12 protein-coding genes are annotated in these 16,311 nt (G+C 64.7%); 2 read left to right on the top strand and 10 right to left on the bottom strand.

Annotated features, from left to right (window positions below; all coding sequences use genetic code 11):
• Nucleotides 1-39: 39 nt before the first annotated feature.
• From IVA78_RS07440 to IVA78_RS07420, 5 genes are all read right to left on the bottom strand, one after another.
• Nucleotides 40-2,280, bottom strand: a complete 2,241-nt coding sequence (locus IVA78_RS07440) for a tetratricopeptide repeat protein (protein ID WP_247281062.1) — start codon at nt 2,278-2,280, stop codon at nt 40-42.
• Between the two features lie 97 nt (nt 2,281-2,377).
• On the bottom strand, nt 2,378-3,115 hold the full coding sequence (locus IVA78_RS07435) for an amino acid ABC transporter ATP-binding protein (protein ID WP_247281061.1): 738 nt from the start codon (nt 3,113-3,115) through the stop codon (nt 2,378-2,380).
• Between the two features lie 11 nt (nt 3,116-3,126).
• The gene (locus IVA78_RS07430; protein ID WP_247281060.1) at nt 3,127-4,647 is read right to left on the bottom strand and encodes an amino acid ABC transporter permease; all 1,521 of its coding nucleotides are present in this window, start codon (nt 4,645-4,647) and stop codon (nt 3,127-3,129) included.
• The gene (locus tag IVA78_RS07425; protein ID WP_247281059.1) at nt 4,644-5,849 is read right to left on the bottom strand and encodes an ABC transporter permease subunit; all 1,206 of its coding nucleotides are present in this window, start codon (nt 5,847-5,849) and stop codon (nt 4,644-4,646) included. Before IVA78_RS07425 ends, IVA78_RS07430 begins: the two co-directional genes overlap by 4 nt.
• Before the next feature lie 25 nt (nt 5,850-5,874).
• Nucleotides 5,875-6,891 (bottom strand): amino acid ABC transporter substrate-binding protein, encoded by a 1,017-nt coding sequence (locus tag IVA78_RS07420; protein WP_247464934.1) that lies wholly within the window; start codon nt 6,889-6,891, stop codon nt 5,875-5,877.
• A gap of 397 nt (nt 6,892-7,288) precedes the next feature.
• Here IVA78_RS07420 and metC point away from each other — a divergent pair, with 397 nt between their 5' ends.
• On the top strand, nt 7,289-8,473 hold the full coding sequence (gene metC, locus IVA78_RS07415; protein WP_247464931.1) for a cystathionine beta-lyase: 1,185 nt from the start codon (nt 7,289-7,291) through the stop codon (nt 8,471-8,473).
• Nucleotides 8,474-8,628: 155 nt separating this feature from the next.
• A complete protein-coding gene (locus IVA78_RS07410; protein WP_247281056.1) occupies nt 8,629-10,320 on the top strand; it encodes a Na/Pi cotransporter family protein in 1,692 nt (563 codons plus the stop codon).
• Nucleotides 10,321-10,329: 9 nt separating this feature from the next.
• Here IVA78_RS07410 and IVA78_RS07405 read toward each other — a convergent pair whose 3' ends face one another.
• The 5 genes from IVA78_RS07405 to pbpC form a co-directional block, all read right to left on the bottom strand.
• Nucleotides 10,330-10,668 carry a lipid-A-disaccharide synthase N-terminal domain-containing protein gene (locus IVA78_RS07405; protein ID WP_061881543.1) on the bottom strand — a complete coding sequence of 113 codons (339 nt, stop codon included), beginning with the start codon at nt 10,666-10,668 and terminating at the stop codon, nt 10,330-10,332.
• The gene (locus IVA78_RS07400) at nt 10,665-11,402 is read right to left on the bottom strand and encodes a glycosyltransferase family 2 protein (RefSeq protein WP_247464926.1); all 738 of its coding nucleotides are present in this window, start codon (nt 11,400-11,402) and stop codon (nt 10,665-10,667) included. Before IVA78_RS07400 ends, IVA78_RS07405 begins: the two co-directional genes overlap by 4 nt.
• Nucleotides 11,403-11,466: 64 nt before the next feature.
• Nucleotides 11,467-12,312 carry a phosphatase PAP2 family protein gene (locus IVA78_RS07395; RefSeq protein ID WP_247281054.1) on the bottom strand — a complete coding sequence of 282 codons (846 nt, stop codon included), beginning with the start codon at nt 12,310-12,312 and terminating at the stop codon, nt 11,467-11,469.
• Nucleotides 12,313-14,055 carry a glycosyltransferase family 39 protein gene (locus IVA78_RS07390; protein WP_247281053.1) on the bottom strand — a complete coding sequence of 581 codons (1,743 nt, stop codon included), beginning with the start codon at nt 14,053-14,055 and terminating at the stop codon, nt 12,313-12,315. It lies immediately after the preceding gene.
• 50 nt (nt 14,056-14,105) lie between these two features.
• Nucleotides 14,106-16,304 (bottom strand): penicillin-binding protein 1C, encoded by a 2,199-nt coding sequence (gene pbpC, locus IVA78_RS07385; protein WP_247281052.1) that lies wholly within the window; start codon nt 16,302-16,304, stop codon nt 14,106-14,108.
• Between the last annotated feature and the right edge of the window lie 7 nt (nt 16,305-16,311).

The raw sequence follows: 16,311 nt of genomic DNA, 5'->3' as shown, positions 1-16,311 counted from the left end.
CGGCATCTGGCAGGGAGCAGCTGGATCTGCCCGACCGGCCTACGCAGCATCGCCGCTTTCCGAGGCGGCAGCACAATAATCGCGCCAGAACTGGCGATAACCAGCTTCGAGCTCACGCGTGTAGATCTCGACATTGCCGGCGGGCGATGCTGCGATCTGAGCCGGCAACTCCGCGCGCAACTTCGCCAGATGATCAGGCTGCGTCGCAAATTTGCGGGCGATCTCGATGTAGCCCTCGTCATCCTCGGCGACCCAGTCGCCGAGCCCAACGGCCGTCACGATAGAGGCACCGGCACGCGAGGAAGCGCCGTTGCCGAGCCTGGCCACGACGGGAACGCCTTTGTAGAGCGATTCCCAGGTGCTGATGCCGCCATTTTGCGGGAACGTATCGAGGGAAATATCGATATTGGCAAAGGCCAACAAATGGTCGTTGCGCGAAGTGGAGCCCATGCAGGTGATATGCTCTTCGGCAATGCCCTGGGCCGCGAAACGTGCGATCAGACCATCGCGCAGCAATGGGTCATCGAGCAGACCATGTTTGAGAACAATCTTGGATCCCGGCACCTCTCGCATCAGGCGCGACCACACACGGATCGCATCGTCCGATATCTTGTAGATGCGGTTGAACACGCCGAAGGTGACGTAACCCTTGCGGAGCATCGGAAGCTCCGAAGGCTGCAGATCCGCGACGGGCTCCATCGTGATCAGGCACGGCAGGTCGTGAATCCTTTCGGCAAACAGATGCCGAACCGATGGCGGAATGAAAATGGAATCCGCGAGCACGTAGTCCATGGTCTGCATGCCCGTGCCCGTGGCGTGTCCGAAGCCCGTGGCCTGGATCGGGGCCGGCTTCCGCGCGAACACCTGCAGCCTGTTAGCGGTTGTGTGGCCCGAAACGTCGATCAGGATGTCGACATTGTCGGCCTGAATGCGATCGGCGAGTTCGTCGTCTGATAGCTGCCAGGCGTCGACCCAGACGTCCGCCATTTGCTTGAACTTGGCTGTGTACTCGTCCTCTCCCGGCCAAGAGTAGTAGCAGATGATTTCAAACCTGGCGTGATCATGATGGCGCAGCACCGGCAGCAGGGTGAGCCCCGCCGAGTGTTGCCGAAATTCAGCGGCGACATAGCCGACCACGATCCGCTTTTCCGGATCAAGCGGCCGCTTCGGCAGCTCCCTTCGCGGCAGCTTGGAGCCGATCAGGTCCCACCAGTCTCTTCGGACCGCCTGCTGGACGGCGAAATCGGCGTCGGCGCGGTAGTCCTGCAAGAAGATCTTGCCTCTGATCGCATCTCCATAGTCCGGTCGGATGGCCAGCGCACGATCGAGATAGTCGATCGCGGCGTCCATCTCCCCCTGGTTGGAATAAGCGAAGCCCATCAGCGCCAACCCGATCTCGGAGCGCGGATTTCGCTCGATCAAGGTCGTAGCGGCGGCCATCGCCTGCGCGGTCTTTCCCATGACGAGGCAGGCCTGTGCCTTCCCCCGGAGAGCCAGTTCGAGCTTGGGCGAAATCGCAAGCGCCGCCTCGAAATCCGCAAGCGCCTGCTCCAGGCGCTGCAGCTCGTAACTGAGCCGCCCGCGCTGGGCCAGGATCCTTGGCGAGTCGGGCTTGATCGCGAGCGCCATGGCAAATTTGGCCGCCGCCTCTTCGTGGTGCCGCAGCTCCATGCTGACCATGCCCTTGCCGACGATGGCCTCCGCGTGACGCGGCTGAAACAGCAGGGCGCGCTCGAAACTTTCCTTGGCGCGAGTGACCTGTCCAAGCAAGATCTCGACCATGCCGCGATTGCAGAATGCATCAGCGTAATCCGGCTTCAACTTGATGGCGCGCTCGTGCAGCTCCAGCGCCTGTCCGTACAGTCCTAAATGCATCAGCGTGTTGCCGAGATTGGTCAGCGCCACCGCGAAATTCGGCTTCAGCGCGATGGCCCTCTCCTGACACCGCCGCGCCTCTTCGTAGTCACCAAGATCGAAATGCACGGTGGCGAGATTGTTATGGGCATCGTGCAAGCGCGGGTCGAGCTCGATCACACGCTCGAGCAACTGTTGCGCCTCCTCAAGGCGCCGGCGGTCATGGGCGCACATGCCGAGCAGGTGCATGGAATCGACATGATCCGGAATCGCTTTCAGGATCTCACGGCAGAGCGCCTCGGTCTCGGCATATCTGCCCTGGCCATAGGCGGCGGCCGCGGCGGAGAGGATGGCGTCCGCCTGCTTCATCAATTTCTTCTGCAATCGCGCGTTCTGGAATGCGCGCGCGCCGCCGCTGCTCTGCAAGGTGTCTCTCCGGAGGATTGCCCGGAAAGGAGTCTAACTGATTCGCGGCCGGGGCCTGCCGGTCAGCTGCCGAGGACGCCCCCGGGATTCCCCGGGGTCAGCGCAGGATCTGGCTCAGGAAAAGCTTGGTGCGGGCGTGCTGCGGGGCCGCGAAGAACTCGTTCGGCGTGTTGGCCTCGATGATCTGGCCGGCGTCCATGAACACCACGCGGTTGGCGACCTCGCGGGCAAAGCCCATCTCGTGGGTTACGACCAGCATGGTCATGCCCTCCTCGGCGAGATCGACCATGGTGTCGAGCACCTCCTTGACCATTTCGGGGTCGAGCGCCGAGGTCGGCTCGTCGAACAGCATCACCTTCGGGTTCATGGTCAGCGCACGAGCGATCGCGACGCGCTGCTGCTGGCCGCCCGACATCTGGCCGGGAAACTTGTGGGCCTGGTGCGGAATCTTGACGCGCTCCAGGAATTTCATGGCGGTCGCCTCGGCATCCCTTTTGGGGATGTTGCGCACCCAGATCGGCGCCAGCGTGCAATTGTCGAGGACCGTGAGATGCGGAAACAGATTAAAGCTCTGAAACACCATGCCGACTTCGCGTCGCACCGCGTCGACATGCTTGAGGTTCGGCCCGAGCTCGATGCCGTCGACGACGATCTCGCCCTCCTGGAATTCCTCGAGCGCGTTGATGCAGCGGATCAGCGTCGACTTGCCTGAGCCCGACGGCCCGCAGATCACGATGCGCTCGCCCTTGCGGACCTCCAGGTCGATGTCGCGCAGGACGTGAAAGTCGCCGTACCATTTGTTGAGGCCGGAAATCTTGACGATGGGGTCGGACATGGTGAGCTCCATCAGGTGCGGCGGTGAGCGTTGAGGCGGTGCTCGACGAACAGCGAATATCGCGACATTCCAAAACAGAAGATGAAGTAGACGATGCCGGCGAAGGCAAAGCCGGTAAACGCGGTCGACGGCGTCGACCATTTCGGATCCGAGAACGAGGCGCGGAGCGAGCCGAGGAGGTCGAACAGCGCCACGATCGACACCAGCGAGGTGTCCTTGAACAGCGAGATGAAGCTGTTGACGAGGTTCGGAATGACATGGCGCAGCGCCTGCGGCAGCACGATCAGGGAGGTCGTCTTCCACCAGGATAGCCCCAGGGCGGCCGCCGCCTCGCCCTGCCCTCGCGGAATCGCGGCCAGCCCGCCGCGGACGTTCTCGGCCTGATAGGCGCCCGTGAACAGAGCAATCCCGATCAGGGCGCGCACGAGCCCGTCGACGGTGAAATTGCCGGGCAGGAACAAAGGCAGCATGTAGGTGGCAAAGAACAGCACGGTGATCAGCGGCACGCCGCGCCAGAACTCGATGAAGGCGATCGAGAATATCCGGATCAGCGGAATGGTGGAGCGGCGGCCGAGCGCCAGCGCGATGCCGATCGGCAGTGAGGTCACAATGCCGGTGACCGAGACCACCAGCGTCACCAGAAGGCCACCCCACAAGTTGGTTGACACGATCGGCAACCCACCACGATCGAGCCCCATCAGCTTGATGACGATCGCGATGCCAATGAAGGTGGCGATACTGGATGCCAGAGCCCGCCCGCCGGTACGAACGCCGCCGCCAAGAAGGAAGGCGATCCAGCAGACAATCACGGCCGTGGTGGCGAAATCGGCCCAGACCGGCTCCCCCGTCCTCTGGACATGATCACGCAGCCAGACGAGCGGAAAGATCAGCCAGGAGATCGCCGTGCCGACCAGTACAATCAGGCTCCCGACGGCCCACAGCAGCGGTGCGACCGCTGACGTCTTGCTGAGATTGAGCATCGCCTGCCCGGCGCCGATGATGCTTTCGTCGAACAATTGCAGCAGGCCAACCGTCCAGCTCAGGCCAAATCCCTTGATGCCGCCGCCGTGCAGCAGGAAGAATGCGACCACCGGAAAGGCGATGAAGAACAGGCCGGCATTCAAACTCTTCGCCGGCAGCCTGGGAATGAGCAGCGGCATCAGCAGCACCACCGCCAAGACGAACGTGAGATTGACCCGCCAGCGCTCGGCCTCGGGATAGAAGCCGTAGATCAGTTGCGGCAGCTTGGCCTGAATGTAAGGCCAGCAGGCGCCGACCGCAAAACCGACGTTCTCGGTGAGGCAGGCCGTGCGATCCTTGCCGGTCCAGACCGCATCGACCATCAGGAACTTGACGGAGGGAACGATGGTGAACCAGAGCAGCAGGGCGCCCACGATCGTGAGGAGGATGTTGGTCGGCGAGTTGAACAAGCGGGTGCGCAGCACGCCGATGAAGCCCGTGGTCTGGACCGGCGCGGGACGCTCAGCGACCAGGTCCTGACGGACGAAGGCGGACGTCGCCACATCGCTCATGCGTCCAGGCTCCGGCTGACGCGCCAACCGTAGACGCTCATGATCGCGCTGGTGACGAGTGAGATCAGGAGGTAGACGCCCATCGTCATCGCGATGATCTCGATCGCCTGTCCGGTCTGGCTCAGCGAGGTGCCGGCGAATACCGACACCAGGTCAGGATAGCCGATCGCGACGGCAAGCGAAGAATTCTTGGTCAGGTTGAGGTATTGATTGGTCAGCGGCGGCACGATGACGCGCATGGCCTGCGGCACGACGATCAGACGGAGCGTGGTGCCGCGGCTCAGGCCTAGCGAGGACCCCGCCTCCATCTGCCCCTTGTGGACGGACAGGATGCCGGCGCGCACGATCTCGGCGATGAAGGCGGCGGTATAGGTCGATAGCGCCAAGGTCAGCGCCACGAACTCCGGGATGATGCGCGAGCCACCGGCGAAATTGAACCCTTTGAGCTGCGGCAGCTCGAAGGTGAAGGGCAAACCGAACACCAAGATGGTAGCGAGCGGCAGCCCGAACAGCAGACCCAGCACATAGGGCCAGATCCGGATCATCCGCCCCTCCTGAAACAGCGCGCGCCGCGCGTGGATGCGCAAGGCCAGCGCCGCGACGAAGCCGAGCGCCAGCATCGCCAGGAACGGCTCGAGACCGCTCTGGCCGATCGGGCTGGGAACGACAAGGCCCCGGTTGCTGAGGAAGGCAATGCCGAGCAGCGAAATGCTCTGCCGCGGATTGGGCAACGCCGCCAGCACCGCGAGGTACCAGAACAGGATCTGGAACAGCAGCGGCAGGTTGCGGATGATCTCGACATAGATCTCGCCGACGCGCGACAACAGCCAGTTCGGCGACAGCCGGCACAGCGCGACGATGAAGCCAATCACGGTGGCGAAGACGATGCCGACCACGGAGACCACGAGCGTGTTCAGAAGCCCGACCACGAACACGCGCAGGAACGTGTCCGAGCCGGTGTAGGAGATCAGAGTCTGATTGACGTCGAAGCCGGCATTGTTCCGGAGGAAGCCGAATCCGGCGGCGATGTGCTGATTTTCGAGGTTGGCGCGAGCATTGGAGACGATCTCATAGCCGATCCAGCCCAGGATCGCCGCGAAGGCAAACTGGACGGCAATGCCGTTCCAGCCTGCCTTGCCGCCCAGCACGCGCCTGACCTTCAGCGCAATCTGGGGCGACGGTTTACGGGCCTCGGTGCTCATCGCCGCGAGCTGCGGATCAGGATGATCAGCGGATCGGCGGCGCGTACTGGAGACCGCCCTTGTTCCAGAGGTTGTTGAGACCGCGGTTGATGGCGAGCGGCGAGCCCGCGCCGACGTTGCGGTCGAACACCTCGCCGTAATTGCCGACCGCCTTCACGATCCGCACCACCCAGTCCTTGGTCAGGCCGAGCTGTTCGCCGAAATTGCCGTCGCTGCCGAGCACGCGCTTCAGCTCCGGGCTTTCCAGCTTCGCTTTCTCGTCGACGTTCTTCGAGGTCACGCCGAGCTCTTCGGCTGTGATCATCGCAAACAGCGTCCATTTCACGATGTCGAACCACTGGTCGTCGCCGTGGCGCACCATCGGCCCAAGCGGCTCCTTCGAGATGATTTCGGGGAGCACCATATGGTCGTTGGGATTGGCGAGCTTGAGGCGATTGGCGTACAGGCCCGATTGGTCGGTCGTGAAGACGTCGCAGCGGCCGGCCTCATAGGCCTTGACCGTTTCGTCGTTGGTGCCGAACGCGATCACCTCGTACTTCATGTTGTTGGCTTTGAAATAGTCGGCGAGATTTTGCTCTGTGGTGGTGCCGGTCTGCACGCAGACCGATGCGCTGTTGAGCTCGAGCGCCGAGTTCACCTTGAGCGACTTCTTCACCATGAAGCCCTGCCCGTCATAATAGGTCACGCCGGTGAAGTTGGCGCCGAGCGAGGTGTCGCGCGAGATGGTCCAGGTGGTGTTGCGCGAGAGCACATCGATTTCGCCGGATTGCAGCGCCGTGAAGCGGTCCTTGGCGGACAGCGGCACGTACTTGACCTTGGTCGGATCGTTGAAGATCGCTCCGGCCATGGCGCGGCAGACGTCGACGTCGAGCCCCGTCCAATTGCCCTTGTCGTCCGGCGATGAAAAGCCTGGCAGCCCCTGGCTGACGCCGCAGGACAGCATGCCCCGGTCCTTGACGGTCTTGAGCGTTTGCGCATCGGCGGCCTGGGCCGAGAGGCCGGCGGCGAGAGCAAGAGTGAGAGCCAGGGTTACGCGTTTCATGGGCTTTGGGCCTTTCAAAATCGCCTCAAGGTCGGGAACGTTGTCTTTGGGGTCATCTCTGCCAGGGCTAATCGTACCTAGGCTAGTCTTGCAAGACTCATGCTGGAAAACCTAGCCGAACACCCGCCGATCCCGGGAGGCCATACCTTCGTCCCGCCGAAGAGGCGCCCGCCGGGATGGCTGTGACGCGAAGTCCGTTCAGGCGATGGATCGAAGGTCGCAGCAGGCCCCTCAACATGCGGCGACTGAATAGCACCTGCGCATCACAGAACGACTGGCGTGCCGGGTCAAGGGGTTGACGGGACTCTTCTGTATTCTGTTATTAACGGCGGCGGCCTTTCGGCCAGCCCCGCGGGCGCGACGCGCCCGGCGGAAACGCGGTTTTGAAAGCAGACGCATGGATTCCTCGCACCCCTCCCAGCAGCATGCCGAGACCCGGCTGGTCACCTCCGGCCGCGACACCAAGGCGCAGAAGGGGTTCGTCAATCCGCCTGTGTTTCACGGCTCGACCGTGCTCTATCCGACCGCCGAGGACCTGCACGCCCATCGCGGCGAGTTCACCTATGGCCGCCACGGCTCCCCCACCACCAGGGCTTTCCAGGAGACGCTGATGGCGCTGGAGGGGCCGCAATGCGCCGGCGTCGGCATCGTGCCGTCGGGGCTGTCGGCGATCTCGACCACCCTGCTCTCGGTGCTGAACGCCGGCGACCATCTCCTGGTCTGCGACAACGTCTATCGGCCCTCGCGCAATTTCTGCAACGGCATGCTCACCCGCTATGGCATCGAGACCACCTATTTCGATCCGCTGATCGGCGCCGGGATCGAGAAGCTGTTCAAGCCCAACACCCGCGCGGTGCTGGTGGAGGCGCCAGGCTCGCAGTCGTTCGAAATGCCAGATATCCGCGCCATCGCCGAGGTCGCGCATGGGCGCGACGCGCTCGTCATCGACGACAATACCTGGGCGACACCACTCTATCACCGGTCGCTTGAACAGGGCGTCGACATCAGCATGCAGGCGGCCACAAAATATATCGGCGGCCATTCCGACATCATGTTCGGCACCATCTCCGCCAACGCAAAGACCTGGCCGATGGTCGCCGAAGGCATCCGCCTGCTCGGCGTCTGCGCCGGCCCCGACGACGTCTTCCTGGCGCTACGCGGCCTGCGCACGCTGTCGGTGCGGCTGGCGCAGCATCATCGTTCGGGACTCGACATGGCGCGCTGGCTGGCTAGCCGGGCGGAGGTCGCGCGCGTGCTGCATCCGGCACTCGAAACCGATCCCGGCCATGCGATCTGGAAGCGTGACTTCACCGGCGCGTCCGGCCTGTTCAGTATCGTGCTTAAGCCGGCGCCGCAGAAGGCAGTCGACACCATGCTCGACACGCTCAAACTGTTCGGCATGGGCTTCTCCTGGGGCGGCTTCGAGAGCCTCGTGATTCCGTTCGACTGCGACAGCTATCGCACCGCGACCAAATGGGCGCCGGGCGGCCCGACGCTGCGTCTGCACATCGGGCTCGAGAGCGTCGATGATCTCAAGGCCGATCTCGATCGCGGCTTCGCTGCACTGAAAGCGGCAATGTGAGCCTGCTCACAAGGCATCGTGCCGGCGGACGCGCCATCGCGCGCCGGGGGAACGTGCACGCGCCGTAAACGTTAACGCCGACGCGCCAACAAATGGTTTGATCCGCCGACGTTTGGCGCTAGCCTCACCAATCGACTCCAATCCGGACACGGAGCATGGGAACGTTGGTTCTGCTCGATCTCATGGGCGGCGTGGCGCTGTTGCTGTGGGGCCTGCACATGGTCCATAGCGGGATCTTGCGCGCCTTCGGTCCCGACCTTCGGCGCCTGCTCGGCAAGGCGCTGAGCAACCGCGTCAGCGCCTTCGCTGCCGGCCTCGGGCTCACCGCCCTGCTCCAGAGCAGCACGGCGACGGCGCTGATCACCAGTTCGTTCGCGGCCGAGGGCCTCGTCAGCCTCGCTGCCGCCCTCGCCATCATGCTCGGGGCCAATGTCGGCACGACGCTGATCGTGCAGGTGCTGTCGTTCAACATCGCAGCCGTTGCCCCGGTGCTGTTCGTGCTCGGCCTGGTCGCCTTCCGCTCCGGCCCGCGATCCCGGATCAAGGACATCGGCCGAGTCTGCATTGGCCTCGGCCTGATGCTGCTCTCGCTGCACATCCTGCTCGACACGTTGGCGCCGGCGGAGAACGCACCCGGCGTGCGCGTCGTGATGTCGGCCATAACAGGCGACCCCATTCTGTGCATCTTTATCGCCGCTCTCGTCACCTGGGCTGTACATTCGAGCGTCGCCAGCGTCCTGTTGATCATGTCGCTGGCCTATTCGCAGTTCATCTCGCCTGCCGCGGCTCTGGCGCTGGTGCTCGGGGCCAATCTCGGCAGCGCCATCAATCCGGTGTTCGAGGGCGCCAGGCGCGACGATCCCGCGAGCTACCGCCTGCCGGTCGGCAATCTCATCAACCGCGCGATCGGGATTGCTCTCGTCCTGCCCTTCCTCGGCGCGATCGCCGAGCACATGCACGCCTGGCAGCCCGATCTCGCCAAGCTGACGGCGGCCTTCCACATCGCCTTCAATGCCGGCACCGCCGTCCTCTTCATCGGTCTGCTCGATATCATGTCGCGTCTGTTGACCCGCCTCTTGCCCGATCGCGTCAAGGAGGCCGATCCGGCCCGCCCGCGCTATCTCGACGAGACCGCACTGGAGACACCGTCACTGGCGCTGGCCGACGCCGCCCGCGAGACCTTGCGCATGGGGGATCTCGTCGAGGTCATGCTGCGCAAGGTGATGGCCGCGATGATGACGGGCGACCGCGCACTGGTCGACCAGGTCTCGAAGACGGACAATCTCGTCGACGGCCTGGACGAGGCCATCAAGCTCTACGTCACAAAACTCATGCGAGGCAGCCTCGACGAGAGCGAAGGGCGGCGCGCGATGGAGATCATCTCCTTCGCCATCAACCTCGAGCATATCGGCGACATCATCGACAAGAGCCTGAGCGAGCTCGCCACCAAGAAGATCAAGCGGCGCTTCCAATTCTCGGCCGAAGGGGCTGAGGAGCTCGCCGCTTTCCACAAGCGCACGATGGATTCGCTGCGGATCGCCTTCGGCGTCTTCATGTCGGGCGACGCCAATGAGGCGCGCAAGCTGCTGGTAGAGAAGACGGCGCTGCGCAACACCGAGCTTGCTGCGGTCGAGCGCCATCTGGACCGGCTGCGGAAGGGCCGCCCCGAGACCATCGAGACCACGTCGCTGCATCTGGACGTGCTGCGTGATCTGCGTCGCATCCACTCGCATATCTGCTCGGTCGCCTACCCCGTGCTGGACGCGGCAGGTGAGCCCTATCGGAGGAGTGCGGCCGAAGCAGCTGCCCTGCCCGCGTCAGGCGCGGCGTCGGCGCTGCCGCACTAGCGTCTCCGGTCAGCGATCCAGCGTCTTCGAGGCGCTGCCGCGGTTCTTCCAGATCAGCATGATGTTTCTGATGTAGATGATGGTCGCGAGCGACTGTCCGAGGATGATGACGGGCTCGCGCTTCACGACGCCATAGACCAGCGTCATCAGCCCGCCGCCCATCGAGCAGAACCAGAACGCCATCGGCACCACGCTGTTGCCGGCGCGTTCGCTCGCGATCCACTGCACCAGGAAGCGCGCGGTGAAGAACAATTGCGCGACGAGGCCGAACGCGAGCCAGAAATCGAACTTGGCGACGAAGACGTCGTAGAGATAGTTGCTCAGCGCTTGACCGTATTGGATGATCATGGGTTCACCTCGGTCACATCTGGCGTCGGCTTCTTGCGCCGGATCAGCCACCACACGCCTGCGAGATCCATGATGCCGATCCACAGCCGGTCGAAAAAGCCATAATTCGACACGCCGGCGCGGCGCGGCCGATCGATCACGTCGACATAGGCAATGTCGTAGCCCTCGCGGCGGACCAGCGCCGGCAGGAAGCGATGCAGCCCGTCGAAATAGGGCAGCATCAGGAAGACGTCGCGCCGGAACGCCTTCAGGCCGCAGCCGGTGTCGCGCGTGCCGTCCTTCAGGATCGCGTTGCGAATGCCGTTCGCCACGCGCGACTGAAATTTCTTGAAGCCGGTGTCCTTGCGCCCGATCCGCTGGCCGGCGGCGAGCCCGACCCGCCCTGCTCCCTTCTCGACTGCCGCGATCAGGTCCGGCAGAAACGCCGGATTATTCTGGCCGTCTCCGTCAAGCGTGGCCACGATCATCCCGCGCGCCGCACGCACGCCACTGCGCACCGCCGCCGACTGGCCGCCCGATCTCGCATGGCGGAGCTGACGCAGATTGTCCCGCTGCTTCATCATGGCGCTGAGCCGCTCGCCGGTCGCATCCGTCGAGCCGTCGTTGACATAGATGATCTCATAGGCCCAGCGGCCATCGAGCGCCGCCGTGATCTCCTCGATCAAGGGCGCGATGTTCTCGGCTTCGTTGCGCACGGGAACGACGATGGAAACCGAAGGCTGGGACTTCGACAAATCGAGGCTCGTGGGTTGGAATGGGCCTGCCCCGTGGAACCGGCGGTCCGGCAGGCAGCCGCTTTTATGGGCCGGATGTCCGGCGGGCAACCCTTTTGAGGCGGCCGGAGACCATCCCCGCAATTGGCACGATGGTGCCGTCCGCCCGGATGGCAAAGCCTAGTTTTCGGGCCGCAAACCAGTAGCGGACCGCCATGGCACCGACCAGGCCGACCATGGCGCCGGCGACGACATCGCTCGGGTGATGCGCGAGCAGCACCAAGCGGGTCAAGAGGATCACGATCGCGTAAGTGAACATGAATACGCGCAGGTGCGGCCACAATGCCGACACTGCAAACGCCAAGGCGAATGCGGCGACCGCATGGCCCGACGGCAGGCTGGCGTAGGCACCCGTGCCCTCCAACGGGACGAAGTTGAACGGATCGGGCTTGCCGCCGACGAACGGACGTCCGCGCCCGATGAGATATTTCAGGATCTCGGCAGCGAACGCCGACACGGCAACCGACAGAAACATGAATTGCAGCCGCGTGCCGAGGCCGAGCAGCAACGCGCGGCGGGTCCCGTGCAGTGCTGCCGCGACGAAGGCCACGACCACCAGCGCAGCGCCCAGGAGAGACAGCACATACTCGTCCTTGCCGAAGTCGGTGAGGATGCGGATCGGCCAGAGGCTTGGCGTGCCGCGCGCCGGCATCAGTTGGATCTCAGTCTGGTCGAGCCCGACCATCAGCACGATGACCAGGGCTGCGCCTGCTGCGCTGAGCCAGAGCGAATGCCGCGCCAGCTTCCGGGCGGCCTCGGCGCGGCGCGAATGCGAGGGCGTGCGCACGAGCTGCGCCAGCGCGCGCCAGGACACGGCGAGCAATTGCGCGGGATAGCCTGCAGGCGGCCCAATGTCGTTCGGGGCCCGCATCTATTCGGTGCCCTCCGAGCGGAAGATCGAGATCGAGATCGCGCGCCCTTGCGAGAAATTGTAGCCCTCGATGCGCGTGCCAACCTTGTAGCGCAGCCCGATCGCCTCGGCGCGCTGCACGAAGCTACGCTCCGAGCGTTGCTCGATCAGGGCGAAGCGACAGCTGCCCTGCCGCAGAAAGTCAGCTGCGCCCGAGCCGTCGGTGAGCAGCGTCTGCGTGCCTGTCAGGAACACCAGGCTCGGCTCGTGATAGCCGGCAGCAGCCGCCTTCGGTCCCACGCAGGTGACGTTGCGAAGCGCGCGCGCGATCTCGATGCTCGGAAACAGCGGAGTCAGCGACGGCAGCACGATTCCGTAGACCGTCACCGCCAACATGAGCGCGGCGACCAGCGCGTTGAGCAGCGAGCGCTCGGCGCGATTGTTGTCGTAGAGCCACCAGGCGAACAGGCCGAAGATCAGCGACGCCGCGATGAAAGGCCAGGCCACGAAGGCCGGCTGGCGCGTCAGCATCACGGCGCCGACCACGGCGATGATCGAGGCGGCCGCGGGGATCGCGAACCACCAGGCCGAGCCGCGCATCAGCCAGGACCGCGACAGCACACGCCGCTCCAGCGCGCCCGCGGTGAGGATCGCGATCGCGGGGTACAGCGGCAGCACGTAATGCGGCAGCTTGGTCAGTACGGCCTCGAACACGATCCAGGACGGGACCAGCCAGGCCAGCAGGAACTGCGCGCCGGGCTCGCGCCGCGCTCGCCACACTGCGGGCGCCGCCATGGCCGCGAGCGGCGCGCCCGGCCAGAACGTGATCCAGAACAGCGCGAGGTAAAGACCGGGCGGCGCGCCATGGGATTCCTGGGCCCCTAACTTGCTCAGCATGTCGCCGCCGACGGAATCGGCGAAGAAGGCCTCGCCCGCGCGCCAGAAGATTGCGACGAACCAGGGCAGCACCAGGACCAGCATCCACATCAGGCCCCAGACCGGGCGCAGCTTCCGCAGCCAGGAGGCGTCGCGGTCCTGGATCGCGAGCGCGACGATAGTGAGGCCCGCGAACATCAGGATCAGCGGACCCTTGATCAGGATGCCGATGGCGAGCGCGCTCCAGAAGATCGCCGGCCAGCTCCAGGGCGGATGGGTCTCGTCCTCGGCGCGTTGCCATGACAGGTAGGCCCGCGCCATCGCGCCCATCGCGGCGACCACGCAGAGCAGCAGCATCGCGTCGGTCTTGGCCAGCCGCGCCTCGACGCCGAGCAGCACCGAGGCGGACATCATCAGCGCCGCCAGCACCGCGGCACGCCGGGTGACGAAGCCGAGTGCGGCCCAATAGGTCATGAGCACGGCGCCGATCGCTCCCAGCAGCGACGGCAGCCGGTAGACCCAGATGCGCAATTCGGCCTTCGGCAGCTTGAGCGCCGCGGCGGTTTCGACCGCGGCCGATTGCAGCCAGTAGATGCCGACCGGCTTCTTGTAGCGGACATCCTCCTGGAAGCGGATGTCGACATAGTCGCCGCTCTCGACCATCTGCTTGGTGGCCTGGGCAAAGCGCGCTTCATCGCGGTCAATAGGCGGGATGGTGAAGAAGCCCGGCAGGAACAGCAGCAGCGCACTCAGCACCAGAAAGCCGACTGCACGGGCGTGACTGGCCGTGACAATATCGAGCATGCGCACGAGCCCGCTGCCCGGATTCACGGGCGCTTTCGGCTCGCGGGGTGCTCCAAAACGGGGGCTCGGGTAGGTCTCGGCCATTGGTTCCGCTTACGCTGAAACCGCCATCGCCACAACCGCTTGAGGCAGGGTCATTGAATTCGAATGACAACTGTGTCCGCGGCGCCCGTCGCATCGATGACGGTGAGCCGCGCAAAGCCCGGACCGGGCGGATCGATCAGGCGCTGGCGACGGCCGTCGATCTCGCCAAGCGCGGTTCCGTTAACCATGACGATCATGGGCAGAACGCCGCCGGCGACCTTGACCGGCATCGCCGCGCCCTCCCGACCACTCGATCGATCGACGTCGATCCGCGAGCCGTTCAGCGGAAACTGAATGTGCAGCGCCTGCTCGCCGCCGGTGCGCACCAATTCCCCAACGGGACGGAACCGCTTCAGCGGCAGCGGCAACTTGGTATTGCTGGCGACCAGGGTTCCCTTGGGCGGCTTCGGCAACGGAGCGAGCGTCTTGCCGGTTCGGGCGAACGCGTCGAACAGGATCGGCGCGGCAGCGACGCGCCCGATCAGGCCGGGAACCGGGGCGCCGTCGGGCCGGCCGACCCAGACGCCGACGGTCATGCGGCCGTCGAACCCGACCGACCAAGCATCGCGATAGCCGTAGGAGGTGCCGGTCTTGAAGGCGATCCGGTTGTGGGCGGCGTTCTCGGGCGGCGGTGTGCCCAGAAGCACGTTGCCGACCTGCCAGGCCGCGACCTGATCGAGCAGCCGCAACGGCTCGCGATCATCCCTGTCAGTCATGACCTCGCGCAGCGGCTTGGTGGTGCCGAGCCGGGCGAAGCCCGTATAGAGCTGGACGAGGTCCTGGAGCGTGATTCCGACACCGCCGAGACCCATGACAAGCCCCGGCGCCTCGTCCTTGGGCAGCACGAGATTGCCACCAGCCTGCCGCAGCCGCGAGGCCAGCCGGCTGGAGCCAACGCGATCGAGCAGCACGATGGCGGGCACGTTCAACGACAATTGCAGCGCCTTCTTCACCGGCACCGTGCCCTGGAACATCATGTCGAAATTTTCCGGCGCGTAGGAGCCGAAGCGAACCGGCCGGTCGTCGATCAGGCTCTCCGGATGCACGAAGCCATCCTCGAAGGCGAGCCCGTAGATGAAAGGTTTGAGCGTCGAGCCCGGCGAGCGGATAGCGCGAGTCATGTCGACTTGCCCTGCCCGACTCTCGTCGAAATAATCGGCCGAGCCGACACGGGCGAGCACGTCGCCGCTCTCATTGTCGACCACGATGATGCCGACCGAGATGTTGGGCCCGAGCGCAATGGCGCGATCACGTGCCAGCGGCTCCAGCACCTTCTGCAAGTTCGCGTCCAGCGTCAGCCTGATGACCGGCGTGTCCTTCGCCGTGGAAAGCGCGGTGTCGGATGCATGCGGCGCCAGGATCGGCATCGGCTTGCGCAGCTTCGGAATGGCAACGGCCTTGGACTGCTTTGCATCCTCCGCGCTGACCTGATGCTCCGAGACCATGCGGTCGAGCACACGATCACGCGCAATGCGGGCTGTCTCTGGATGCCGATCAAGCCGGCGCGTCTCCGGCGATTGCGGGAGTGCGACCAGCAGCGCGGCCTCGGCCAGCGACAGACGCTTCGGCTCTTTGCCGAGATATGCGATCGACGCGGCGCGGATGCCTTCGAGATTGCCACCGTAAGGCGCGAGCGCGAGATAAAGGTCGAGGATCTCGTCCTTGCTCAAGCTCCGCTCGATCTCGATCGCGCGAACCATCTGCCGCAGCTTGGCATAGAGCGAGCGCTGTCGCCGCGGCTCCATCAGCCGCGCAAGCTGCATGGTAATGGTCGAGCCGCCCGACACGATGTGGCCGCGCGTTGCAAGCTGCAATGCGGCCCGGCCCAGCGCCAGCGGGTCGATGCCGTCATGCGCATAGAAGCGCTGGTCCTCATAGGCCAGCAGCAGTTTAAGATAGGTCGGATCAACGTTCGTCCTGGCATCGACGGGCAGCCGCCACCGCCCATCGGCCATGGCATAGGCGCGCAGCAGCTTGCCGTTGCGGTCGACGATGGTGGTCGAGACCTGCCGCGCCTCGTCGAGTGGCAGCGGACCGAGGGAGTAGACCCAGGCGACGAACCCGACGATGGCGAGGATGAGTGTGAGGGCGACGGCTGAGAGGACGCGATGGCCCTTGCCGCTGGCTACGTCATCGCCGCGCTTGTACTGGCCATCCACGTTCTTGCCCGCGGCCCCAAAAGCCGTAGATGCCCGGGACGCGCCCGGGCATGACGGCGGAGAATTTGGCGCGTTCAGAGCGTCACTCATCCTCGTT

This window comes from Bradyrhizobium sp. 137, assembly GCF_023074095.1.
Taxonomy (GTDB): Bacteria; Pseudomonadota; Alphaproteobacteria; order Rhizobiales; family Xanthobacteraceae; genus Bradyrhizobium.
The sequence above is the reverse complement of the archived record's forward strand: the minus strand, read 5'-3'. Positions and strand labels throughout refer to the sequence as shown.

Excerpts from the sequence above, each read along its gene's own strand:
- IVA78_RS07435 (WP_247281061.1), bottom strand. The coding sequence starts at position 3,115 with ATGTCCGACCCCATCGTCAAGATTTCCGGCCTCAACAAATGGTACGGC.
- IVA78_RS07430 (WP_247281060.1), bottom strand. The coding sequence starts at position 4,647 with ATGAGCGATGTGGCGACGTCCGCCTTCGTCCGTCAGGACCTGGTCGCT.
- IVA78_RS07425 (WP_247281059.1), bottom strand. The coding sequence starts at position 5,849 with ATGAGCACCGAGGCCCGTAAACCGTCGCCCCAGATTGCGCTGAAGGTC.
- IVA78_RS07420 (WP_247464934.1), bottom strand. The coding sequence starts at position 6,891 with ATGAAACGCGTAACCCTGGCTCTCACTCTTGCTCTCGCCGCCGGCCTC.
- metC (WP_247464931.1), top strand. The coding sequence starts at position 7,289 with ATGGATTCCTCGCACCCCTCCCAGCAGCATGCCGAGACCCGGCTGGTC.
- IVA78_RS07410 (WP_247281056.1), top strand. The coding sequence starts at position 8,629 with ATGGGAACGTTGGTTCTGCTCGATCTCATGGGCGGCGTGGCGCTGTTG.
- IVA78_RS07405 (WP_061881543.1), bottom strand. The coding sequence starts at position 10,668 with ATGATCATCCAATACGGTCAAGCGCTGAGCAACTATCTCTACGACGTC.
- IVA78_RS07395 (WP_247281054.1), bottom strand. The coding sequence starts at position 12,312 with ATGCGGGCCCCGAACGACATTGGGCCGCCTGCAGGCTATCCCGCGCAA.
- IVA78_RS07390 (WP_247281053.1), bottom strand. The coding sequence starts at position 14,055 with ATGGCCGAGACCTACCCGAGCCCCCGTTTTGGAGCACCCCGCGAGCCG.
- pbpC (WP_247281052.1), bottom strand. The coding sequence starts at position 16,304 with ATGAGTGACGCTCTGAACGCGCCAAATTCTCCGCCGTCATGCCCGGGC.